Genomic DNA, 20,256 nt, shown 5'->3' with positions numbered 1-20,256 from the left:
GTGAGGACTTCATGAGAGGCTTCGCGCACGCGATGACCAGCCGGGAACCTGCGTCATCCTCATGTCCATGCCCCGCATCGTCCTGTCCGTGTTGTTGATCTCGTTGCTGGTGAGCGCCCTCGCGGGCGTGGCGGCGGCTGACGTCGTCACCGGCGGGCGCCAGGCCGACCAGCTCTCTGGGAGCGCGGGCGCCGACGTGATCAACGGACGCGGGGGCGACGACACCATCTTCGGCCGCGGCGGGAACGACCGCATCAACGGCGGCGCGGGCAACGACACGATCGCCGGCGACGCGGGCAACGACATCCTCCGCGGTGGCGCGGGCGACGACAACCTGCTCGGCGGTGCGGGGAACGACCGCATCACCGGCGGGCCCGGCCAGGACCAGATCTACGGTGGCAACGGCAAGGACATCATCAACGTGCGCGACGGCGAGGTCGACACGGTGCACTGCGGCGCAGGGCGCGACACGGTGATCGCCGACGCGGGCGACGTGGTGGGCCACGACTGCGAGGTCATCCGCCTTGGCTGAGCCCGCGGCCGCGGGGCCCGTCGTCCTGCTGGTCGACGACGACCCCGCGATCCGGCGCGCGGTGAGCGCTGGGCTGGAGCTGGAGGGCTTCACGGTGGTGTCGGCCTCCGGCGGACGGGCGGCCCTGGAGGCGGCGGCGCGGATCGCGCCCGCGGTGGTCTTGCTCGATCTCAGCATGCCCGACCTCGACGGGCTCGAGGTGTTGGAGCGGCTGCGCGCGAGCGGCGATCAGGTTCCGGTCTGCGTGCTGTCGGCGCGCGATGAGGTCGACGACCGCGTGGCCGGGCTGCAGGCCGGTGCCGATGACTACGTGGTCAAGCCGTTTGCGCTCGAGGAGGTCGTGGCGCGGCTGCACGCCCTGCTACGCCGGCGGCCGGCCGGCGCCGCCGAGGCGCTGGTGGTCGGCGACCTGCGCCTGGACCCGCGCTCGCGCGTCGTCCGCCGCGGCGAGCGCGAGCTGGAGCTCACGCGCCGGGAGTTCGAGTTGTTGCAGCTGTTGATGCGCAACCCGGGGGAGATCCTCGATCGCGCGCGGCTGCACGAGGAGGTCTGGGGTTACACGTTCGATCCCGGGACCAACGTCGCCGACGTCTTCGTCGGGTACGTGCGGCGCAAGCTCGAGCAGGACGGCGAGCCGCGGGTTCTGCACACGGTGCGCGGCGTCGGCTTCGTCCTGCGAGCCTGAGGGCGATGCGCAGCCTTCGTGGCCGTCTGACGCTCGGCGTCCTGCTCCTGCTCGCGGCCGTGTTGGTCGCGGCGGGCGCCGCGGCGTTCCACGAGATCAACGCCTCCGAGCGGGCGGCGCTCGACGACCGGCTCAAGCGGACCGCGGAGCTGACGCGGCCGACGGCGGTGGCCGCCGTCCAGCAGGAGGTCCCCGCCGACGACCCGCGGCTCGACGCCGTGCTCCGAGCGACGGGCAGTTCGCTGCTCGTCCGGCTCGGACGGATCAGGCTGGTGCATGCCGGCCCGACACCCCCGACGCACGGCGCGCTGCCGCGCGGCCTGTCGACCTTCTCCAGCGACGGCCAGCGCTACCGCGCATACGTCACGACGCTGAGCGATCCGGATCTCGGCGGACGTGCGCGGCTGGAGGTCGTCTCCAGCCTCGGTGGCTTGGAGCACCGCATCGATGAGCTGGAGCGGCGCGTCGCGCTGATCGGGCTCGTCGGTCTGCTGGTGGTCGGGTTGGCGGTGTGGTTGATCGCGTCGGTGCTGCTGCGTCCGCTGCGGCGGCTGCGGACGGTGACGGCGTCGATCGCCGACGACGAGGATCTCGATCGCCGTGTGCCCGACGACCGTGGGCCGGCGGAGCTGCGCTCGGTGGCGCGCTCGTTCAACGCGATGCTCGCGCGGCTGGGCCGCAGCGCGGCCGACCGCGAGCGCGCGCTGGCCGCGACGCGGCGCTTTGCCGCCGACGCCGGCCACGAGCTGCGCACGCCGCTGACCAGCGTGCAGGCGACGCTGTCGGCGCTGCGGCGCCATCCGGAGTTGGACGGCGCACGCCGTGAGGCGATGCTCGACGACGCGCTGACCGAGCAGCGGCGGTTAGTGGACTTGATCGATGGCCTGCAGGCGCTGGCCCGCGGCGATGCGGGGCCGCTGGAGCACGAGCCGGTGGATCTCACCGAACTGGTCGACGAGGTCGTCACCGCGGCCGCGGCACGCCATCCGGGGGTTGTCGTCAGGGCCGAGCTTCCGGAGGCGCCCGTGGTCGTCGAGGGCTGGGAGCCGGGCCTGCGGTTGGTGGTGGAGAACCTCGTCACCAACGCGATCCGCCACGGCGGCGCCCAGGTCCGCGTGGCGCTGGAGGCCGCCGGCCCGATGCTGTCGATCGACGACGACGGCGCCGGCGTTCCTGATCATGAACGCGACCGCATCTTCGGGCCCTTCGCCCGCATCGACGGCGCCGAGACACCGGGCTCAGGGCTAGGGCTTGCGCTCGTCGCGCAGCAGGCCGGCCACCACGGCGCGCGCGTGGAGGTCACCACCGCGCCGACCCTCGGCGGCGCACGCTTCACCGTGCGCTTCTAGAACGCGCTCGCTAACCAGCAGTCTCGAGATCGAGGCCCGGCACGTTGCGGAAGATCCCGTCGTTGGAGACAAGTGGGACGCCGAGGCGCATCGCGGTCGCGGCGATCCAGCGGTCGGCGTTGTGCTCGCGCTGGGCGAGAGCGTGACCTCGTGCCTTGCAGGTTGCCCGCAACTGGCGCAGACCATCACGAGGTCCGGTCCGGTGTGGACGACTTCGACGCGTCCGATCAGCGCTTCGAGTTTGAGCAGCCGTGCCTCGCCCCAGCCACGTTGCAGCGCGCCGTAGCGCAACTCGGTTGCGGTCTGAAACGAGATGAAGGCCGGACGCCCGGTGATGACCGGCGCGTACCTTTCGGCCAGACGGGAACCGGGGACGAGGTCGGCGCTGAAGACGTCGGTGTCGATGACGACCGGCCCACGAGGCCGAGTGCTGCTCACGACTTGACGGCGGCCAGGAAGGCGGCGCCCTCGTCCTCACTAATGTCGTCGATGATCATCTCCTCGTGCGGCGGCAGGGGCCGCGCGCGGCGCATCAACTCCTCGACGGGGAGCTCGCGATTCGGCTCGTGGGTGTCAGCAGCATGCGTCGACACGCAAGCCAGTGTACGCCCCCTTGGCCGCCACCCGGGAGGTGGCTGTGCGTTCAGGCTAGAAGGGCGTTGGGGCTGCGAGGCGTGTCGGTGTCGCGCGCCCGCGGAGGGTCTCGGTGTTGCCGAGGCTCCAATGGCGTGCCTCGTCTTCGCCCGCCCGCGACAGCGCCGCCTCTGAAGCAAGCACGCGACCCTCGTGCTGCTTGGCCAACTCGGTCAGTCGCGAGGCCTCATTGACCGGGTCGCCGATCACGGTGTACTCGAAGCGCTGCTGGGCGCCGATGTTGCCGGCGACGGCGGTCCCCGCCGAAACGCCGATGCCGACGTCGCACTGCGGCACCTCGCGCGCGAGCCGCTCGCGCAGCAGCCGCGCCGCCCGCAGCGCGCCACCTGCGGGGTCGTCGTGGGGCAGGGGCGCGCCGAAGACGCAGAGCGCCGCGTCGCCGACGAACTTGTTGACCGAGCCGCCCTCGCCGTCGACGACTTCGACGACAACATGGAAGAAGTCATTCAACAGCTCCACGACCTCGGCCGGCGGCCGCTGGTGGGCGAGCTCGGTCGAGCCGACCAAGTCGATGAACAACACGGCGACCTCGAGCTCCTCGCCCCCGAGCGTGATCCCGCGCTCCAGCGCCTGGCGTGCGACGTCCTCGCCGACCTGGCGGCCGAAGAGGTCGCGCAGCTGCTCGCGCTCGCGCAGCCCGTCGACCATCTGGTTGAAGCCGGCCTGCAGCAGCCCGAGCTCGCTGCCGTCATAGACGTCGACCTCCGCGCCGTCCTCGCCGCGCTGGACCTGGCGCACCGCGCGACGTACCGCGTTCAGCGGGTCGGCAAGCGAGCGTGCGGTCAGCGCCATCGCCGCCAGGCCGATGACCAGCGCGACGCCGCCGAGCGTCACGGCCGTCGTCGCCACACGCTCCGATGAGGCGTCGATCGTCCCGATCAGCTCGCCGATGCCGACGAGGGTCAACCCGAGCACCGGCACACCCGTGCCGAGCGCCCAGGTCAGCAGGATCCGCGTCGTGATGCCGGGCAGCGCCGGGTCTTCCGGGACCTGGTCGGCCAGCGCGCGAGCGGCCACGGGGCGCAGCACGCGCTGGGCCAGCAGATAGGCGACCGCGCAGGTTCCCGCACCGGCCAGCCCCACGGTGATCGCGACGATCAGCGCCAGCTCGTGGCTGTAGCGCACGTTGAGCAGCGTGAAGACGACGGCGCCGAGGCCCCACAGCACGCCGTGGGCGATCAGCTCGCGCGCGGGGGTGAGCAGGACGACGCGCTGCTCCTCGTCGGTCGGCGGCCGGTCGGCGCGCAGCCAGGCCATCACGGGGCGCAGCAGCCACAGGACCCAGAGCACGCCGGCGGGCACCGCGAAGACGAGGTAGCCGGCGAGCCACGCCACGTTGACGCGCCGCACGTGCGCGGAGTTGGCGACATCCGGCAGCGGCAGCGCGAAGACGATCAGCGCGAAGACGATGAGCGCCCCGATGACGTTGGCGCCGATCATCAGGACCGCGTAGGGGAGGGCGAGCCGGCGCTCCAGGTCAGACGGCGTGCCGAGCATCGGTTCCGGAACCTACTTCCTGGCGCACGCGGATCGACCGCCGACCGCTCTTTCGGGGCCGCACAGCGGTTGGGTTAGCGTGATCGCCATGTCCCACGCCCAACGTCCCGCGCTGCTCGGCGCCGCCGTCGCAACGCTGCTCGCACTGGTCCCGGCCGCCGCCGCATCCGCCGCCGAGCCCGCGCCCTTCGGCCATGCCTGCACGCCCCAGAACGGCGTGCGCTTCTGTCCCACCAGCGACCTCGCCTCGCGCCCGACCAGCTTCGACGGCACGCCGCTGGACGTCGACGTCACGCTGCCGGCGACCGGCGACGGACCGTTCCCCACCATCTTGCTCCTGCACGGCCTCGGCGGAGACAAGACGTCGCTGGAGTCGACGGCGGGTGACCAGTCCTACTCCAACTGGTTCTTCGCCCAGCAGGGCTATGCCGTCGTGACGCCGACCGCACGCGGCTTCGGCAACTCCTGCGGCAAGCCCGAATCCCGGACCGCCGGCTGCGAGGCGGGGTGGACGCGCTTGGGCGACATGCGCTACGAGGTCCGCGACATCCAGACGCTCGTCGGCCAGCTCGTCGACGAGGGCGTCGTCAACCCCGGCGCGATCGGCTCGACCGGCATCTCCTACGGCGGTGGGTTCTCCACCATGTTGGCGTTCCTCAAGGATCGTGTCCGCCTGCCGGATGGCGGCTACGCGCCGTGGACGAGCCCGAAGGGCACGCCGATCTCGCTGACGGCCGCCTGGCCGCGCTGGCTGTGGTCCAACGGCGAGGCGATCTTCACCCGCAACGGCCGCGGTCCGTGGTCGCGGACGCCGACCGGCGTCGAGACCCAGGCCTACGCGGGTGGCATCTTCGCCGTGGCGTTCAGCGGCTTCGTCGCCCCGACCGGCGGCGACCTTTCAAGCGACATCACGCTGTGGAAGACGCAGCTCGACAGCGGCAAGTTCGATGGGTCGACGCGTCAGACGCTTGACAACTCCTACAACTACCACGGTGTTGCGAGTGTTCCCGGCACGCCGAGCCCGCTGCTGCTGCAGTCGGGCTGGACCGACGCGCTGTTCCCCGTCAACCAGGCGCTCGGCGCCTACGACCACATCCGCAAGCAGAGCAAGAGCGCGCCGGTCGCGCTGCAGCTCGGCGACCTCGGTCACGCGCCGGCCGCCAACCACGCCAAGGACGTCGCCGCCTATGACGCTCAGGGTCTCGCGTTCTTCAACGCGTGGCTGAAGGGCACGGGGAGCAAACCGGCGCCCGGTTCGGTCACGGCCTACACCATGACCTGCCCAGCGCTGGCGCCCGCCGGTGGCGGCCCGTTCAAGGCCTCGTCCTTCACGGGGTTGGCTGCCTCGACGCTGCGCTTCGGCACGACCAAGGCATTGAAGATCACCTCGAAGGGCGGGAGCGCAAAGCTGGCCGGCGAGCTGTCACCGCTGTCGACGACCGGCTCGCACTGCGCGACCCACACGCCCGACCGTGGCAGCAGGGCGGTGCTGAGCATGACGTCGAAGGGTCAGACGCTGATCGGCCAGACGGTCATCACCGGCAAGGTGGCGGTGAAGGGACGCTATGGCCAGCTCGACGCGCGCGTCTGGGATCTCGATCCGGCGAGCGGCAAACAGCGGCTGATCGATCGCGGCGCTTACCGACTTAAGGACAATGAGAAGGGCAGCTTCCGCTTCACGCTGGACGGCAACGGCTGGAAGTTCCCGAAGGGGCATCGGATCGTTGTCGAGTTGCTGGGGCGCGATGCGCCGACCTATGGGCCGAGCCCTGCGGTGTTTAGCGCGACGTTGACCAAGGTGAAGGCCGCGCTGCCGGTGCGCTGAGGGCGGGCCGGGTCGCGGCACACATGCCGCGACCCGGCTGCTTCGGTGGTTCAGCGCTGTGTGCGTGCGGCCTTGTTGTAAGTGTCGAAGAGGCGGTCCAGCGCTTGGGCGGCGAGGCGGTCGTGGGTGATCTCGGCCAGGGTCTCGGGCGAGATCGGGCCGTTGTGCTCCGGAAGGCGATCGGCGTTGCTCATCGCGAGGTCATAGCGGCGCAGGCCCAGGAGGTTGATGAGGTCCTCGGTCAAGGGGACCTCGAAGGCCTCCTGGGCCGGGTCGACCTTCTCGGGGTCACAGCCGACGGCGTCGATGAGATCGAACACGTCGCGGTAGCGCCGAAACAGGCCGTGTTGGGCGTCGGGACTGAAGTCGAGCAGGTCTTCGAAGTTGTCGTGCTCGAACATCGCGACCTTCTTGGCCTCTGTGCGCAGGACGTCTGCGGTCTCGCGGTCGACGACGACCATCACGGGCGCGTGGGTACGCTGCGGGGTACTCATGGGAGGTGTAACTCCTTTGGGTCATGCCCCCGGGCCGTTTGCCGCGGTCGCGGGGGTCTTTGATTTGGTTGTGAGCGGAGCCTAGCCGGGTGAGCGGACGGATGTACTCGATTGCGCAGAATCGTTGCGATGTTCGAGAGTCGCCGTCCGGCGAGTGACAACATCAACAACTCCCGGGCGCCGACGGCGGGGTGCTCAGCGCCACCGGGGTCGGGGTGCGCCACGCGGTCTGTCGGCACCGAGGGGAGTGAGCGGGATCGGTGGCTCTCGGCGTTGGCTGGTCGTCCGCCTCGGCTTGGGGAGGGTGGGCCTGTTGGGCGCGGTCTGTTCGCGCCTAACGGGCCCACGTCGGGTCCGCGACGTCGAGCAGGAGTCCTGGGCCTATCTAGCGCGCTCTGCTCGCGTTGAACAGGCCCACCTCCGCGCTCGATCCTTCATGCGCGGATCCGGGTCAGATTGAACGTCAGATGGATGTCGGAAACGACCCGGATCGCGCGCGTTGGCGGCGCGAGGGCGTTGAACCGTGGCGGCGATCCGTGATGTCGTCATCCGCGCGGCGCTCGTTCGGTGCCCACACAAATGAGCGCGGACCACAGTGCACAACTTTCACCCAACGCCGCACATCACGCGAGCGTGGTGGCGATCGTCACGGAGCGCCGCCCAACCGATCCCACACCGCACCCCCGACCCACCGCCCCGAACCCCACGAACGCCGAGAACAGAGCGGAGTAGCCTCGCCAACCATGGCCACCATCATCCCCACCTTCCGCTACGACGACGCCCGCGCCGCGATCACCTTCCTCACAACCGCCTTCGGCTTCGAGGAGCACGCCGTCTACGAGCACGAAGGCGCCGTCGCCCACGCCGAGCTGAAGCTCGGCGACGCCTACATCATGCTCGGCGAGCACCGTGACGCCGGCAGCGACCTCGCCTACGGCGGCTCGACGACCTACGTCGTCATCGACGATCCCGACGCCCACCACGCCCGCGCCGTGGCCGCCGGCGCCGAGATCGTGCGCGAGCTCACCGACCAGGACTACGGCTCGCGCGAATACGCCGCCAAGGACCCGGGCGGCAACGTGTGGTCGTTCGGCACCTACCTGCCGTCCTGACAGAGGAGTACGGGTACCCGCACTTGTGAGTCCGAGACCAAGTGCGGTACCTTTCCCAGCGGCCTTCGCGGGCCACTGTATGCGCGACGTTGTCTGACAGCCCTCCGAGCAGCACCGACCGGCATCAAGCCAAGCCAGGTCGGTTGCCTGCCGCTGTCTCATGACCCCGTCTTCGCTTCCCCTAGGAGTACCGCATGCCGTCGACCCTTCTCGACGCCCGCAGCATCACCCGCCATCACGGCGCCCGCACCGTCCTGCAGGACATCGACGTCCGCGTCGACGCGACCACCCGCCTTGCGCTCATTGGCCCCAACGGCTCCGGCAAGTCCACGCTTCTCCGTGCGCTGGCGGGGATCGAGCCGCTCGATGGCGGGAGCGTGCAGCGCTTCGGCACGGTCGGCTACCTGCCGCAGCTGGCCGACCACCGCGGCACCGCGACCGTGCGCGCGACGATCCTCGAGCGCCTCGGCGTCGCAGGCGCGGCGCGCATCCTCGATCGTCTCCAAGAACGGCTGGCCGGCGGTGACCTCGACGCCGTTGCCCCACACGCCGCAGCATTGGAGCGCTGGCTCGCGCTCGGCGGCGCCGACGCCGACGCTCGTGTCGCTCAAGCGGCCGACGAGCTCGGCCTCTCCGCGACGCTGCTCGACCGGCCACTGGCGACGCTCTCCGGCGGCCAGGCGGCGCGCGCCGGGCTCGCGGTCCTGCGCGCGGCGCGCTTTGACGTCATCGCGCTCGACGAGCCGACCAACCACCTTGACGACGACGGCCTGGAGCGCCTGACGCACCTGCTGGCCTCCAGCCCCGGCGGCTTCGTGCTGGCCTCCCACGACTGCGCGCTGCTGGAGTCCTCCGCCGAGACGCTGCTCGAGCTCGACGGCCGCACGGGGGAGGCGACGTACTACGCGGGCGGCTGGGCTGCCTACGAGAGCGAGCGCGATGCTGCACGCGCCCGCGCCCGCGCCCATGCCCGTGCGGTCGCCGAGCGAGCGCACACGCGCTGAGGTCGCGCTCTAGTCCTCCGGCAGATGCCCGACGAACACCGCAATGCCCGCGTGGTGCAGGACGTGCTGGCTGACCGACCCGAACATCGAGCCGATCCGCCCGAGCCCGCGCGCGCCGAGGACGACCGCGTCGTGGTTGCCGGCCTTGGCCTGCGCGACGATCTCGGGCCCCGCATGGCCGCGGCGCTGGACCGACTCGACCGGCTGGTCGTCGGGGACCGCGTCCAGCGCGGCGCGCATCGTGCGCTCAGCGCCGCGGTCGGCGTCGAGCTGCAAGGCAATGGGGTCGACGCCCGCGCCGTAGGCCAGCGCGGCGCTCTCGTTGACGTTCGGGATCACCGTCAGGATCGTCAGACGCGCGTTGTCGCGCTCGCTCAGGGCGATCGCCATCGCCAGTGCGAGGTCGGAGTGGCGCGATCCGTCGACGGCGACGAGGACGCGGTGGAAGGTCGGACGGTCGGGCATGTCCCTCAGTGTGCCGAACGGGCGTCCGCATGCCGTCGCACTAGGCTTGGCGCCGGTGGCGGATCGCGACAGCACGCAGGACGGCGACGGGCGCGACGCGAGCCTGACGAGCGTCTTCGCCGCGCTGGCGGCCAACACGGCGATCGCGATCGCCAAGGGCGTCGCCGCGGCGCTGACCGGTTCGGCCGCGCTCTTTGCCGAGACGCTGCACACGGTCGCCGACGCCGGCAACGAGGTCTTTCTCTACATCGCGATCCGCCGCAGCGAGCGCGCACCCGACCCGAGCCATCCGCTCGGCTACGGCCCCGAGCGCTGGTACTGGGCGCTGCTGGCCGCCGTGGGAATGTTCGTCGTCGGCGGCGCCGTGTCGATCTGGGAGGGCATCAACGCGCTCGTCCACCCACGTGAGCTGGAGGCGTTCTGGGTCGGCGTCGGCGTGCTGGTGATCGCGATCGTCCTGGACGGCATCAGCCGCACGGTCGCGGTCCGCGAGCTGCGCGGCCGGGCGTCGAAGGCCGACATGCCGCTGCGCCAGTACCTGGCCGAGAGCAACGACCCCACCGTCACGACCGTGTACCTGGAGGACACGATCGACGTGATCGGCGCGTCGCTGGCCCTGACCGCGTTGGTGTTGCACAAGGTCACCGGCATCGAGATCTTCGATCCGATCGCCACGCTGATCATCGGCGGTCTGCTGACCTACGTCGCGATCAAGCTCTCCGGCCGCAACCGGGAGCTGCTGACCAACCAGGCCGTTGCGCCCCGCCACATCGACGCGCTGCGCGAGCGCTTGACCGCCCAGCCCGGCATCACCGCCGTCCACACCATCGAGGCCGTCCACCTCGGACCATCCAGCGTCATGGCCGCCGCCGAGGTAGAGGTTCGCGACGGGATGACCGCCACCGACGTCGCTGTCACCCTCGAGGTCGTTCGCGACACCATGTGCGCGACGGTCCCCGCCATCACGCGGCTCTACCTCACGCCCGTCACGCCGGAGCGGTTGACGGACGACTAGCGCGGATGCATCCCACCGTCGAGCGCGATGACCTTGCTCGTGAGGTACTCGTTGCCCAGCATCGCCAAGGCCATGTCGGCGACCTCGGCGGGGCGGCCGAGGCGGCCGATGGGAACGACGCCGGCGAGGTAGCCGGGGTCGTCGGGGAGCATGTCGGTGGACTCGATCAGCGCGGGCGCGATCGCGTTGACGGTGATGCCGGCCTGCGCGACGCGCGAGGCCAGATGGTGGGTCAGGCCGTGCAGCCCGGCCTTGGACGCCGCGTAGTGCGGGCCGACGATCCCGCCGGTGAAGGCGGCGACCGAGGAGACGAAGAGGATCCGGCCGAACCCGCGGTCGAGCATCGACGGCAGCACGCGGCGCGCCAGGAGATACGGCGCGCGCAAGTTGATGGCCATGGTCTCGTCCCAGGCCCCGGCGTCGACTTCGTCAAACCCGGCCTTGTGGGCCAGCCCGTGGTTGGCGACCAGGACGTCGACGGGCCCGAGCTCCTGCTCGACGGCGTCGATGAGCAACTCGGCGGCGCGCGGGACGAGCAAGTCGGCCGGGATCGCGACCGCACGGCCGCCGCCATCGACGATCTCGGCGACGATCCGGTCGGCGATCTCGTTGCGGTCGCGGTAGTGCACCGCCACCGCCATGCCTTCCGCGGCCAGCCGCCGGCAGAGGACCGTGCCGATCCCGCCGCTGCCGCCCGTCACCACTGCCACTCGACCCTTGAGCATCTCGTGCCAAACCTAGCGCGAGGCCCCACGCGTCTGAGAAGCTCAACGCATGTCCCGGTCCTTTGCGGCGTGCGCCGCGCTGCTCTCGTTGCTCGTCCTCGCCGCGCCAGCCTCCGCCGAGCAAGGCCTCTGGGACGGCACCAAGGGCGTGCAGCACCTGCACTTCAAGACCGCGCCGATCCTCGTCAAGCCGGGGCAGAACAGCATCAACAACGTCCTGGTGGCGCCCGGGCAGAAGCCCAAGGTCGACGGCTACATCGTGCGTGCGCGGCCGGACCTCACCTACCTCGACGGCACGGTGCCGCCGGTCGACGTCATCCACCTGCACCACGGCGTGTGGCTCAACGCGTCGGGCACCTCGCCGGCCTCGCCATTCGGCGCCATCCAGCCGATCTTCTTCGGCGGCGAGGAGAAGACGGTCTTCCGCATTCCCAAGGGCTACGGCTACGCCTACAAGAAGAGCGACACGTGGATCTTGAACGAGATGATCCACAACAACACGCCCAACGCCACCAAGGTCCGGCTGGTGTGGGACCTCGACTTCATCCCCAAGAGCTCGCCGCTGGCCAAGACGGTCAAGCCCGTCATCCCGTTCTGGATGGACGTGCGCCGCGGCTGGGGCTACCCGGTCTTCGACGTCGCCCAGCGCAGCGGCGGCAGCGACGGCCAGTTCACGTTCCCCGATGACGAGACCACCGACCCGTACGCGGGCGGGCCGAAGCAGAACGAGTTCACGATGCCCTACGGCGGCACGGTCGTCGCGGCCGTCGGCCATCTCCATCCGGGAGGGCTGCGCGACGACATCGACGTCACCCGCGAGGGTGCCGGAACCAAGCGCGTCTTCACCTCTCAGGCCCACTACTACGACCCCGCCGGCCCGGTCTCCTGGGACGTCTCGCTGACCGCCTCCAAGCCGAAGTGGCGCGTGGCGCTCAAGGCCGGCGACATGATCGGCATCCACGCCACCTACGACTCCCGGCAGTCGTCGTGGTACGAGAACATGGGCATCGTCCTGCTCTTCGTCGCGCCTAACGAGGCCAAGGGCCCGGACCCGTTCGTCACCAAGGTCGACCCGACCGGCGAGCTGACGCACGGCCATCTGGCCGAGAACGACCACCACGGCGGCAAGCTGGCCGTCTACCCCGACCCGCGCAAGGCGTCCGACGGCGCGGCGACCACCGAGGTCAAGATCAAGGACTTCCAGTTCCAGCCCGGCGACCTCGGCCAGATGTACACCAAGGCGCGCGTCCCGGTCGTCGCGCAGGGGACGAGCCTGGCGTTCGTCAACCAGGACGACCCCGGCATCGAGTGGCACTCGATCACCACCTGCCGTGCGCCCTGCAACCGCCAGACCGGGATCAGCTACCCGCTGGCCAACGGGGCGGCAGGCACCCAGTTCGACTCGGGCCAGCTCGGCTTCGGGCCGCTCGGCGCCTCGCCCGCCGCGCAGCGCGTGACGTGGCAGACGCCAGCGAACCTCCCGCAGGGCACCTACACCTATTTCTGCCGCATCCACCCGTTCATGCGCGGGGCCTTCCGGGTGGAGTGAGGGCTAGGCGGCCACGGGCTCCGGCGCGCGGACCGGCGTCAGCTCGTACGCCGCCGCGTCGAACTCGCGCGTCTCCTTCCAGAAGCGGAAGGTGAAGTCCGGCCAGATGGTGGTGTTCTTGCCCTCGGCGTCGATGTACCAGGAGGCGCAGCCGCCGGTGTTCCACACCGTCTTGCCCATCTTGGACTGCAAGCGGTTGTTGTAGGTGATGACGGCGTCGGGACGGACCTCGACGCGGCCGGCGCCGCTGGCGCGCATCTGCTCCAGCGCACCCAACACGTAGGTGATCTGCGCCTCGATCATGAAGACGATCGAGTTGTGGCCCAGGCCGACGTTCGGACCGACGAGCAGGAACAGGTTCGGGAAGCCGGCCATCGCCGTGCCGCGATAGGCCTGCGGCGAGCGGTGCCAAACCTCGGAGAGCCGCTTGCCTTCCTTGCCCGTGACGATGTTGGCCAGCGGGATGTCGGTGACGAAGAAGCCCGTGGCGAAGATGATGGTGTCGACCTCGTGCAGCGTGCCGTCCGCGGTCACGTAGCCGTTGGGTCGGATCTCGGTGATCGCGTCGGTGACGAGCTCCACGTTCTCGCGGCCCAGCGCCGGGTACCACTTGTTCGACGGCAGGATGCGCTTGCAGCCGATCGTGTAGTTGGGCGTGACCTTCGCGCGCAGCTCGGGATCGGGCACCTGGTCGGCGATGTGCTTGCGGGCGAGCTTCTCCACCGCCTTGAGGATCTGCGGGCGGTAGACGAGGCCGGGAACGAGCAGCTCGCGGCTGAAGTAGACGCCGGCGCGGACGAGGCGCTGCAGCGGCGGGACGGCCTTGTAGAGCGCGCGCTCGATCCGCGTGATCGGCCGGTCGCGGTGGGGGACGACCCACGGGGGCGTGCGCTGGATGACGTCGAGGCGCGCGGCCTGCTGGGCGATCTCCGGCACGGCCTGGATCGCTGAAGCGCCGGTGCCGACGACCGCGACGCGCTTGCCGCGCAGATCGTGATCGTGGTTCCACCGCGCGGTGTGGAAGATCGTGCCCGCAAAGTCCTCGATGCCCGGAAGGTCGGGGATCGACGGCTCGCTCAGCGGACCGGGGGCGGCGACCATGACGTCGGCGGTGTAGCTGCCGGTGCTCGTCTCGATGCGCCAGAGGCTCGCCTCCTCGTCCCAGCTCGCATCGGTGACCTCCGTGTTGAAGCGGATGCGGTCATAGATGCCGAACTTCTCGGCGGTCGCGCGCAGGTAGTCGCGCAGCTCTGGCTGCTTGGGGTAGGTGCGCGTCCAGTTGGGGTTGGGCGCGAAGGAGAAGGAGTAGAGGTGCGACGGGATGTCGCACTGGCAACCGGGGTAGGTGTTGGCCCACCAGGTGCCGCCGACGTCGGCCGCGCGCTCGAAGATGAGGAAGTCGTGCTCGCCGCGCTGCACGAGCCGGATCGCGGTGCCGAGGCCGCCGAAGCCGGCGCCGAGGATGCCGACGCGCACGTGGCGTGGGGCGGTGCCGTTGGGCTGGGGGGAAGAGGGGGTCATCGTCGCTCCGGGGCGTCTCGAAGGAACATGTCTGTCTCGATGGTACACTATTGTCTCTATGAGTGGCCCGAGAGAGATTCACGCGCTGCGCGTCCTGCCTCGTGGCCGCTATGCGGCACCGCGCGCGGTCGTCGTCGAGTCCCAGCGCGAGCGGCTGCTCGTCGCGATGGCCGACGCGATCGCGGCCAAGGGCTACGCCAACGTGGCGGTCGCTGACGTCATCGAGCGCGCGGGTGTCTCGCGGCGCTCGTTCTACGAGCACTTCGCTAACAAGGAGGAGTGCTTCCTGGCCGCCTACGACGCAGGCGTCGAGGCGCTGTTGGGCGCTATCGCCGAGGCCGAAGCGGGCGCCGGCGGCCTGCTGGAGGGCGCACGCGCCGGCACCGAGGTCTACCTGCAGTTGCTCTCCGACAACCCGGCCTTCGCGCGCACCTTCCTGATCGAGGTGCTCGGCGCCGGGCCCGCCGCGCTGGCCCGCCGCGATGCCGTGCACGAGCGCTTCGCCGCGCGGCTCGCCGAGGCGCACGCGGCGTTTGCCGCGGCGGTCGGCCCGCCGGCCGGTGTGCCCGCGCCCGCGCCCTATATCTTCCGCGCCGCCGTCGGCGCGATCCACGAGCTGGTGATCGACCGCTTGCTCAAGGAGGGCGCCGAGGCGCTGCCCGACCTACTGGACCCGATCCTCGAGGTCGAGCTCCGGCTGCTGGGGGCGCCCGCGTCCACGACGAGGAGAGAGACCGCATGACCTTGCCCACCAACACCGCCGACCGCACGCCGGTCCCACGCGATCCGACCGACGACTACACACGCGACGCCGCGCGCCTGCGCCAGGAGTTCCTGACGCAGCGCTCGGGTACCTCCCTGGACCACGTCGGCCACTACTCGCTGGATCCCGCGACGCTGCCGGGCAACATCGAGCACTTCTTCGGCGTCGCGCAGGTGCCAATCGGCGTCGCCGGCCCGCTCCTGGTCAATGGCGAGCACGCCCAGGGGCAGTTCTACGTGCCGCTGGCCACGGCCGAGGGCACGCTCGTCGCCTCCTACAACCGCGGCATGAAGCTCCTGCACGAGGCGGGTGGCGTCACGACGACGATCATCGAGGACCACATGCAGCGCGCGCCCTCGTTCATCTTCCCGAGCGCGCGCGAGGCGCGGGCGTTCGGCGCGTGGCTGATCGAGCGCTTCGACGACATCAAGGCGGTCGCCGAGACGACGACGCGCTCGGGCAAGTTGAAGGACATCGAGCAGTACTCCGCCTCGCGGATCCTCTACACGCGCTTCAACTACACGACCGGCGACGCAGCCGGCCAGAACCTCACCGGCAAGGCGACGCAGGCCGCTTGTAACTGGATCAAGGCCGAGTACCCGGGCATCGAGCAGTACTTCCTGGAGTCAAACTTCGCCACCGACAAGAAGACCTCGCAGGTCAACATGCTGCACACGCGGGGCAAGCGCGTGGTGGCCGAGGCGACGATCCCCGACGCGCTGCTGCGCTCGGTGATGAAGTCCAGCAGCGAGCTGATGTTCCGCGCCCGTCAGGTCTCCAACCTCGGCGGCTTCATGTCGGGCGTCAACAACAACGGCGCGCACTCGGCCAACGGCATCACGGCGATCTTCATCGCCACCGGCCAGGACGTCGCCAACGTCGCCGAGTCCAGCGCGGCCTTCGTCCACGCTGAGCTGCGCCCCAACGGTGACTATTACTACTCGATCACGATCCCGTCGCTGATCGTCGCGACCTACGGCGGCGGGACGGGCCTGGCGACCCAGCGCGAGTGCCTCGAGCTGATGGATTGCTACGGCGACGGCAAGGTTCGCAAGCTCGCCGAGATCATCGCCGCGACCGTGCTCTGCGGTGAGCTGTCACTCGGCTCGGCGATCGTCGCCGAGGAGTGGGTCAAGGCCCACGACGCCTACGGGCGCAACCGACCGTAAGCACGGGACTTCAGCACGACGAGCGGAATCGTCCGCTCGGTGCGGGCCTGGTAATCGCCGTAGGCGGGGTAGAGCTCCAGCAGCGCGGGCCAGAGGCGCTCGCGCTCCTGCTCGGTGGCGACGTGGGCAGTGACCGGCCGGCGCTCGCGGCCGACCTCGACGACGGTCTCGGGCTTGGCGCGCAAGTTGTGGTACCAGGCCGGGTTCTTCGGCGCGCCGCCGTAGGAGGCGACGACGACCATGTCCTCGCCGTCGGGCAGGTAGAGCAGCGGAGCAACGCGCTCCTGGCCGCTCTTGCGCCCGACGTGATGCAGGAGCAGCACCGGCGCGCGGTCCATCGAGCCGGCGATCCGGCCGCCGCTGAGGCGGTAGACCCAGGTGTTGAGGCTCGTGATGACGCCCCACGCCTTGAACGCGAGGCTGCCCGGCGCCGGCGGCTTGCTGGCCGTGCTGAGCTTGCCGTAGATGCCCTTCGAAGGTGCCATGTGTTCAGACATCATCCCTTCAGCGGCAGGCGGACGCGTCGATCACCTGGGACATGCGTCATATCTGCAACCGCTGCCTGCGCCTGTGGCATCCCCGGCGCGACGAGCAGCGCTCGGCCTGCCCGCACTGCGGCGGGGCCCTGCGCCCGCACTAGTTCCGCGCCGCCGCGAAGGCGGCCTGCGCCCGCTGCAGCGCTGCGGGCGTCGCCGGCGCCAGCGGCAGCCGCACGTCAGGCGTCGGGATGCGGCCTTCGGCGTGCAGTAACGCCTTGATCACCGATGGGCTCGGCTCGGCGAAGAGCGCGGCGACTAGCGGCAGCAGCGCCTCGGCGTGTGGCCGGCCGGTCGCGACGTCGCCGGCGGCGCCCGCGTCGAGCATCGCCACCACGCGCTCAGTGCAGAGATGCGACGAGGCGGCGATCGCGCCCGCGCCGCCCATCACCATGGTGGGGAAGAGGAAGGCATCGTCGCCGCCGAGCACCGCGAAGCCCTCGGGCTTGTCGGCCAGCAGCGCGAGCGTGTCGGCATCCAGCGACCCGACAGCCTGCTTGAGGCCCGCGACGTTGTCGGTCGCGGCCAACTCCAAGAGCGCCGTCGCACCCAAGCCGCGTCCCGTGCGGTAGGGGATGTTGTAGGTGATCAGCGGGACCGGTGAGCGCGCGGCGACCGCCTGGAAGTGGGCGAGGATCCCGGCCTCGCTGGGGCGGACGTAATAGGGGACGACGGCCAGCGAGGCGACGACGCCCGGCACGTTCGCAAGCGCCTCGTGGCGCTCGATCGTCGTGCGCGTGTCGTTGGTGCCGGCGCCGACGACGAGCTCGGCGCCGCGATCGGCGCAGACCCGCGCGCAGGCCGCCACCACCGCGTCGCGCTCGGCGCCGTCCAGGGCGCTCGGCTCTCCCGTGGTCGAGAGCGCGACGAGACCGGCCGCGCCGGCGTCCAGTAGCTCGCCGGCGAGGCGCTCGAGGGCGTCGATGTCAACCCCGCCATCGGCGGCAAACGGCGTGATCACCGGCGCCAGCAGGCCGGCCGGGCGGTAGGCGGAGGACATCCGCCCATCCTATGGCGACCGCCCGCTCAGCCCCGGTCGCGCTGGAGGCGCAGGGCCAGCGTGCGCACGCCACGCGAGACGCGTGCGCGCACCGCCTGTTCGTTGATGCCCAGGCGCGCGGCCATCTCCTCGTAGCTGCGCTCTTCGAGGATGCGCAGACGAAGCGCCTCCTGCTGTTCGTGCGACAGGTCGCTCAAATGGGACGCGACGCGGTGGCGGAGCTCCGCGGTCCCGGCGACCTCCTCGATGCGCTCGAGCTCCAGATCAGCCGGCTGTGGACATTGGATGCCGAGACGCTCGAGGGCCCGGGCCTCCGCGCGGTCGCGCCGAACGAAGTGGCTGACCTGGTGGCGGGCGATGCCGTACAGCCAGCCGACGGCCTCCTCGTGCGTCCGCCCGCGAAACTGACGGCGGTTCCTATAGGCCTCGGCGAACGTCTCGGCGGTGAGATCCGCGGCGACGCCGGCGTCCATCGTCTTGCGCGCGATGTATACCGCCATGCTCGGCGCATGGGAGCGGTAGAGCGCCTCCAGCGAGTCGCTGGTGATGGCGAAGCGTGGTGATTTGAGTCGGCGGCGACGCATAGGCGGCGCGGCGACATTAAAGAGACGACAGTGGCTCTAATGCGCCGGCGACCGAGGAGTCTCGCACGGAAACCCGCCGCGCATCGCTGGCGCCCGACGAGCGCAGACGCTGACGGATCTGGCTGCTTAGGAGCGGCTGGTCTGCGTGACGGCCGGCGCCGGCCCGGAGCCGCGGCGCTCGTCCTCGAGCAGCGAGGCCGCCGTCTCCCGACCCACATACGGCAGGAGGACGGAGAAGAGGAGGTCGGGCAGCAGCGCGGGCAGTTGGCTGCCATGGCCCTGCAGCACGCGGGCGTAGACGACCTCGTAAATGCCGCCGACGAGCGTCTCGGCGGTCAAGCTGGGCGGGAGCTTGGACTTCGGCAGCTCCGCGGCGGCAGCCTGCTCGATCAGCTCGGCGAAGGCCTTCATCGTGCGGTTGCGCCGCTCGATCGCGTTGCTGCCGGCCGCCATGACCTCGACGATGCACATGTCGGCGAACGCGGGCTCGTCGGCGACGAACTGCAGGAAGGCGGCGAGGCTGTCGCGCATCTTGGCCGCCAGGCCGTCGGCGGCCTCATAGGCGGAGACGACCACCGTCAGCAGTTGGGTGGTGACCTCGTCATAAGCGGCGAGGTAGACGTCTTGCTTGCCACGGAAGTTGTCGTAGAACGTCCGTCGAGAGACGCCGGAGGTGACCACGATGTCCTCGACGCTCATCGCGACGTAGCCCGACGCGCTGCAGACCTCGGCGACGGCGGCGAGGATCCGCTCGCGCTGGTTGGAGACCACGAACTGCCGCGACAGGCCGTGGCGGCCGGCGGGCAGTTGATGGGACTCGCGGTGACGCTTCTTCGGAGTCTGCTCAGGCACGACTAGTGGAAACATACATGTCTCGCCGGACGCTTTGGGCGTCAGGGCGCGGGGATCGCGCGTTCGGCCGCGGTGCGCATGGTGCGCTCGTACTCGGCCTCGGCGACTTCTGCTCCCACGAACGGCAGCAGCGCGCTGTGCAGCAGCGACGGCAGCAGGCTCGGGAGCTCTTCGGTCCGCTGCGACGTGACGCGCGAGTAGATGACCTCGTAGATCCCGCCCACGATGGCCTCCACGGCGACCGGCGGCGCGGTCGAGGTGGCCAGCGCGTCGCCCTTGGGTGGCTGCAGCAGCGCCTGGAACTCCTCCATCGCCGCCGTCCTGCGCGCGAGCGCGCGCGGTCCTGCAGCCAGCGCCTCGACCACGCACACCTGGGCCAGCACCGGCTCGGACGCGAGCAGGTTGAGGAAGGCGGCGAGGCCGCGGCGCACGCGGGAGGTCCAGCTCTCGCCGGAGGCGAAGGCGCTCGTCACGCCGCTGAGCAGCTGCTCGAGCACGAGCTCGTAGGCCGCCAGGAACGCCTCTTCCTTGTTGGCGAAGTGGTCGTAGAACGTGCGCCGAGAGACGCCCGCGATGGCGATGACGTCCTCGATCCGCATGGCGGCGTAGCCCGACTGGCTGGCGGCTTGGAGCACCGCATCGAGGATCCGCTCGCGCTGGTTGGAGACCACGAATGCCCGCGGGAGTCCGTGCCGACCAGCCGGAAGTTGGTGTGGTGCACGGTTGTGCGACGGACGGGGCTCCACGCCTCAAAACATACTGCTGTTTCTCACCGTCCGCCAGTGCCTCGACGCCCCGATGCGCCCGGACCGGCGTGCGTCAGGCGGCGGACCAACCAATAAGGCTGCGTCACACCGTTCGGCGTGGCGGCTCTTAGAGGGGAGTGTGGTCGATCCGGCGGTCTCAAAGCCGCCGGCAAGCGAAC

At 70.5% G+C, this 20,256-nt stretch carries 22 protein-coding genes; 10 read left to right on the top strand and 12 right to left on the bottom strand.

The window, feature by feature from the left end; translation table 11 throughout:
- Positions 1–61 precede the first annotated feature (61 nt).
- From VGO10_RS20750 to VGO10_RS20740, 3 genes are read left to right on the top strand one after another with little or no spacing between them, the layout of a single operon-like run.
- On the top strand, positions 62–532 hold the full coding sequence (locus VGO10_RS20750) for a calcium-binding protein (RefSeq protein WP_327471910.1): 471 nt from the start codon (positions 62–64) through the stop codon (positions 530–532).
- Positions 525–1,217 (top strand): response regulator transcription factor, encoded by a 693-nt coding sequence (locus VGO10_RS20745; protein ID WP_327471909.1) that lies wholly within the window; start codon positions 525–527, stop codon positions 1,215–1,217. The genes VGO10_RS20750 and VGO10_RS20745 overlap by 8 nt, the downstream gene beginning before the upstream one ends.
- 5 nt (positions 1,218–1,222) lie before the next feature.
- Entirely contained in the window at positions 1,223–2,566 is a 1,344-nt protein-coding gene (locus tag VGO10_RS20740; protein WP_327471908.1) for a HAMP domain-containing sensor histidine kinase, read from the top strand.
- A gap of 10 nt (positions 2,567–2,576) precedes the next feature.
- Here the strand turns inward: VGO10_RS20740 and VGO10_RS20735 are convergent, their stop codons facing one another.
- The 3 genes from VGO10_RS20735 to VGO10_RS20725 all read right to left on the bottom strand — a co-directional run bounded on the left by VGO10_RS20735 (position 2,577) and on the right by VGO10_RS20725 (position 4,717).
- The gene (locus tag VGO10_RS20735; RefSeq protein WP_327471907.1) at positions 2,577–2,738 is read right to left on the bottom strand and encodes a hypothetical protein; all 162 of its coding nucleotides are present in this window, start codon (positions 2,736–2,738) and stop codon (positions 2,577–2,579) included.
- Positions 2,739–3,000: 262 nt separating this feature from the next.
- Positions 3,001–3,159 (bottom strand): hypothetical protein, encoded by a 159-nt coding sequence (locus VGO10_RS20730; protein ID WP_327471906.1) that lies wholly within the window; start codon positions 3,157–3,159, stop codon positions 3,001–3,003.
- A 55-nt stretch (positions 3,160–3,214) separates the two neighbouring features.
- On the bottom strand, positions 3,215–4,717 hold the full coding sequence (locus VGO10_RS20725) for an adenylate/guanylate cyclase domain-containing protein (protein WP_327471905.1): 1,503 nt from the start codon (positions 4,715–4,717) through the stop codon (positions 3,215–3,217).
- Positions 4,718–4,805: 88 nt separating this feature from the next.
- Between VGO10_RS20725 and VGO10_RS20720 the strand changes: the two genes are divergently transcribed.
- Complete coding sequence (locus VGO10_RS20720) at positions 4,806–6,542, top strand: CocE/NonD family hydrolase (RefSeq protein ID WP_327471904.1); 1,737 nt, start codon at positions 4,806–4,808, stop codon at positions 6,540–6,542.
- Between the two features lie 50 nt (positions 6,543–6,592).
- Here the strand turns inward: VGO10_RS20720 and VGO10_RS20715 are convergent, their stop codons facing one another.
- Entirely contained in the window at positions 6,593–7,036 is a 444-nt protein-coding gene (locus VGO10_RS20715) for a hypothetical protein (RefSeq protein WP_327471903.1), read from the bottom strand.
- 743 nt (positions 7,037–7,779) lie between these two features.
- On the opposite strand from VGO10_RS20715, the gene VGO10_RS20710 reads away from it, so the two are divergent.
- Both VGO10_RS20710 and VGO10_RS20705 read left to right on the top strand, forming a co-directional pair.
- Positions 7,780–8,148, top strand: a complete 369-nt coding sequence (locus tag VGO10_RS20710) for a VOC family protein (RefSeq protein WP_327471902.1) — start codon at positions 7,780–7,782, stop codon at positions 8,146–8,148.
- 194 nt (positions 8,149–8,342) lie between these two features.
- The gene (locus VGO10_RS20705) at positions 8,343–9,152 is read left to right on the top strand and encodes an ATP-binding cassette domain-containing protein (RefSeq protein WP_327471901.1); all 810 of its coding nucleotides are present in this window, start codon (positions 8,343–8,345) and stop codon (positions 9,150–9,152) included.
- A gap of 9 nt (positions 9,153–9,161) precedes the next feature.
- Here the strand turns inward: VGO10_RS20705 and VGO10_RS20700 are convergent, their stop codons facing one another.
- On the bottom strand, positions 9,162–9,617 hold the full coding sequence (locus VGO10_RS20700; protein WP_327471900.1) for a universal stress protein: 456 nt from the start codon (positions 9,615–9,617) through the stop codon (positions 9,162–9,164).
- A 55-nt stretch (positions 9,618–9,672) separates the two neighbouring features.
- Here VGO10_RS20700 and VGO10_RS20695 point away from each other — a divergent pair, with 55 nt between their 5' ends.
- Entirely contained in the window at positions 9,673–10,632 is a 960-nt protein-coding gene (locus VGO10_RS20695; RefSeq protein WP_327471899.1) for a cation diffusion facilitator family transporter, read from the top strand.
- On the opposite strand, the gene VGO10_RS20690 is transcribed toward VGO10_RS20695, so the two are convergent.
- A complete protein-coding gene (locus VGO10_RS20690) occupies positions 10,629–11,357 on the bottom strand; it encodes an SDR family NAD(P)-dependent oxidoreductase (protein ID WP_327471898.1) in 729 nt (242 codons plus the stop codon). The genes VGO10_RS20695 and VGO10_RS20690 overlap by 4 nt on opposite strands.
- 49 nt (positions 11,358–11,406) lie before the next feature.
- Here VGO10_RS20690 and VGO10_RS20685 point away from each other — a divergent pair, with 49 nt between their 5' ends.
- On the top strand, positions 11,407–12,906 hold the full coding sequence (locus VGO10_RS20685) for a hypothetical protein (protein ID WP_327471897.1): 1,500 nt from the start codon (positions 11,407–11,409) through the stop codon (positions 12,904–12,906).
- A gap of 3 nt (positions 12,907–12,909) precedes the next feature.
- Here VGO10_RS20685 and VGO10_RS20680 read toward each other — a convergent pair whose 3' ends face one another.
- A complete protein-coding gene (locus VGO10_RS20680) occupies positions 12,910–14,427 on the bottom strand; it encodes an NAD(P)/FAD-dependent oxidoreductase (RefSeq protein WP_327471896.1) in 1,518 nt (505 codons plus the stop codon).
- 58 nt (positions 14,428–14,485) lie between these two features.
- Between VGO10_RS20680 and VGO10_RS20675 the strand changes: the two genes are divergently transcribed.
- Together VGO10_RS20675 and VGO10_RS20670 are read left to right on the top strand one after the other, a co-directional pair.
- Positions 14,486–15,169, top strand: coding sequence for a helix-turn-helix domain-containing protein (locus VGO10_RS20675; RefSeq protein WP_327471895.1), 684 nt, complete (start codon positions 14,486–14,488; stop codon positions 15,167–15,169).
- A complete protein-coding gene (locus VGO10_RS20670; protein WP_327471894.1) occupies positions 15,166–16,359 on the top strand; it encodes a hydroxymethylglutaryl-CoA reductase in 1,194 nt (397 codons plus the stop codon). The genes VGO10_RS20675 and VGO10_RS20670 overlap by 4 nt, the downstream gene beginning before the upstream one ends.
- Here VGO10_RS20670 and VGO10_RS20665 read toward each other — a convergent pair.
- From VGO10_RS20665 to VGO10_RS20645, 5 genes are all read right to left on the bottom strand, one after another.
- A complete protein-coding gene (locus VGO10_RS20665; protein WP_327471893.1) occupies positions 16,338–16,844 on the bottom strand; it encodes a nitroreductase family deazaflavin-dependent oxidoreductase in 507 nt (168 codons plus the stop codon). The genes VGO10_RS20670 and VGO10_RS20665 overlap by 22 nt on opposite strands.
- A 151-nt stretch (positions 16,845–16,995) precedes the next feature.
- Positions 16,996–17,895, bottom strand: coding sequence for a 4-hydroxy-tetrahydrodipicolinate synthase (locus tag VGO10_RS20660; protein ID WP_327471892.1), 900 nt, complete (start codon positions 17,893–17,895; stop codon positions 16,996–16,998).
- A 26-nt stretch (positions 17,896–17,921) separates the two neighbouring features.
- Positions 17,922–18,479: an RNA polymerase sigma factor gene (locus tag VGO10_RS20655; protein WP_327471891.1), complete on the bottom strand. Its 558-nt coding sequence runs from the start codon at positions 18,477–18,479 to the stop codon at positions 17,922–17,924.
- 126 nt (positions 18,480–18,605) lie between these two features.
- Positions 18,606–19,331: a TetR/AcrR family transcriptional regulator gene (locus VGO10_RS20650; RefSeq protein ID WP_327471890.1), complete on the bottom strand. Its 726-nt coding sequence runs from the start codon at positions 19,329–19,331 to the stop codon at positions 18,606–18,608.
- A 41-nt stretch (positions 19,332–19,372) separates the two neighbouring features.
- Entirely contained in the window at positions 19,373–20,077 is a 705-nt protein-coding gene (locus VGO10_RS20645) for a TetR/AcrR family transcriptional regulator (protein ID WP_327471889.1), read from the bottom strand.
- Positions 20,078–20,256 lie beyond the last annotated feature (179 nt).

The organism is Baekduia sp., from assembly GCF_035996765.1.
Taxonomy (GTDB): Bacteria; Actinomycetota; Thermoleophilia; order Solirubrobacterales; family Solirubrobacteraceae; genus Baekduia.
This window is presented reverse-complemented; position numbering and strand designations above follow the sequence as displayed.

Bases quoted from the DNA above. Each gene is read 5' to 3' on its own strand.
- VGO10_RS20725 (WP_327471905.1), bottom strand. From the start codon at position 4,717: ATGCTCGGCACGCCGTCTGACCTGGAGCGCCGGCTCGCCCTCCCCTAC.
- VGO10_RS20675 (WP_327471895.1), top strand. From the start codon at position 14,486: ATGAGTGGCCCGAGAGAGATTCACGCGCTGCGCGTCCTGCCTCGTGGC.
- VGO10_RS20685 (WP_327471897.1), top strand. From the start codon at position 11,407: ATGTCCCGGTCCTTTGCGGCGTGCGCCGCGCTGCTCTCGTTGCTCGTC.
- VGO10_RS20720 (WP_327471904.1), top strand. From the start codon at position 4,806: ATGTCCCACGCCCAACGTCCCGCGCTGCTCGGCGCCGCCGTCGCAACG.
- VGO10_RS20660 (WP_327471892.1), bottom strand. From the start codon at position 17,895: ATGTCCTCCGCCTACCGCCCGGCCGGCCTGCTGGCGCCGGTGATCACG.
- VGO10_RS20705 (WP_327471901.1), top strand. From the start codon at position 8,343: ATGCCGTCGACCCTTCTCGACGCCCGCAGCATCACCCGCCATCACGGC.
- VGO10_RS20750 (WP_327471910.1), top strand. From the start codon at position 62: ATGTCCATGCCCCGCATCGTCCTGTCCGTGTTGTTGATCTCGTTGCTG.
- VGO10_RS20715 (WP_327471903.1), bottom strand. From the start codon at position 7,036: ATGAGTACCCCGCAGCGTACCCACGCGCCCGTGATGGTCGTCGTCGAC.
- VGO10_RS20710 (WP_327471902.1), top strand. From the start codon at position 7,780: ATGGCCACCATCATCCCCACCTTCCGCTACGACGACGCCCGCGCCGCG.
- VGO10_RS20670 (WP_327471894.1), top strand. From the start codon at position 15,166: ATGACCTTGCCCACCAACACCGCCGACCGCACGCCGGTCCCACGCGAT.
- VGO10_RS20680 (WP_327471896.1), bottom strand. From the start codon at position 14,427: ATGACCCCCTCTTCCCCCCAGCCCAACGGCACCGCCCCACGCCACGTG.
- VGO10_RS20690 (WP_327471898.1), bottom strand. From the start codon at position 11,357: ATGCTCAAGGGTCGAGTGGCAGTGGTGACGGGCGGCAGCGGCGGGATC.
- VGO10_RS20665 (WP_327471893.1), bottom strand. From the start codon at position 16,844: ATGGCACCTTCGAAGGGCATCTACGGCAAGCTCAGCACGGCCAGCAAG.
- VGO10_RS20700 (WP_327471900.1), bottom strand. From the start codon at position 9,617: ATGCCCGACCGTCCGACCTTCCACCGCGTCCTCGTCGCCGTCGACGGA.
- VGO10_RS20655 (WP_327471891.1), bottom strand. From the start codon at position 18,479: ATGCGTCGCCGCCGACTCAAATCACCACGCTTCGCCATCACCAGCGAC.
- VGO10_RS20740 (WP_327471908.1), top strand. From the start codon at position 1,223: ATGCGCAGCCTTCGTGGCCGTCTGACGCTCGGCGTCCTGCTCCTGCTC.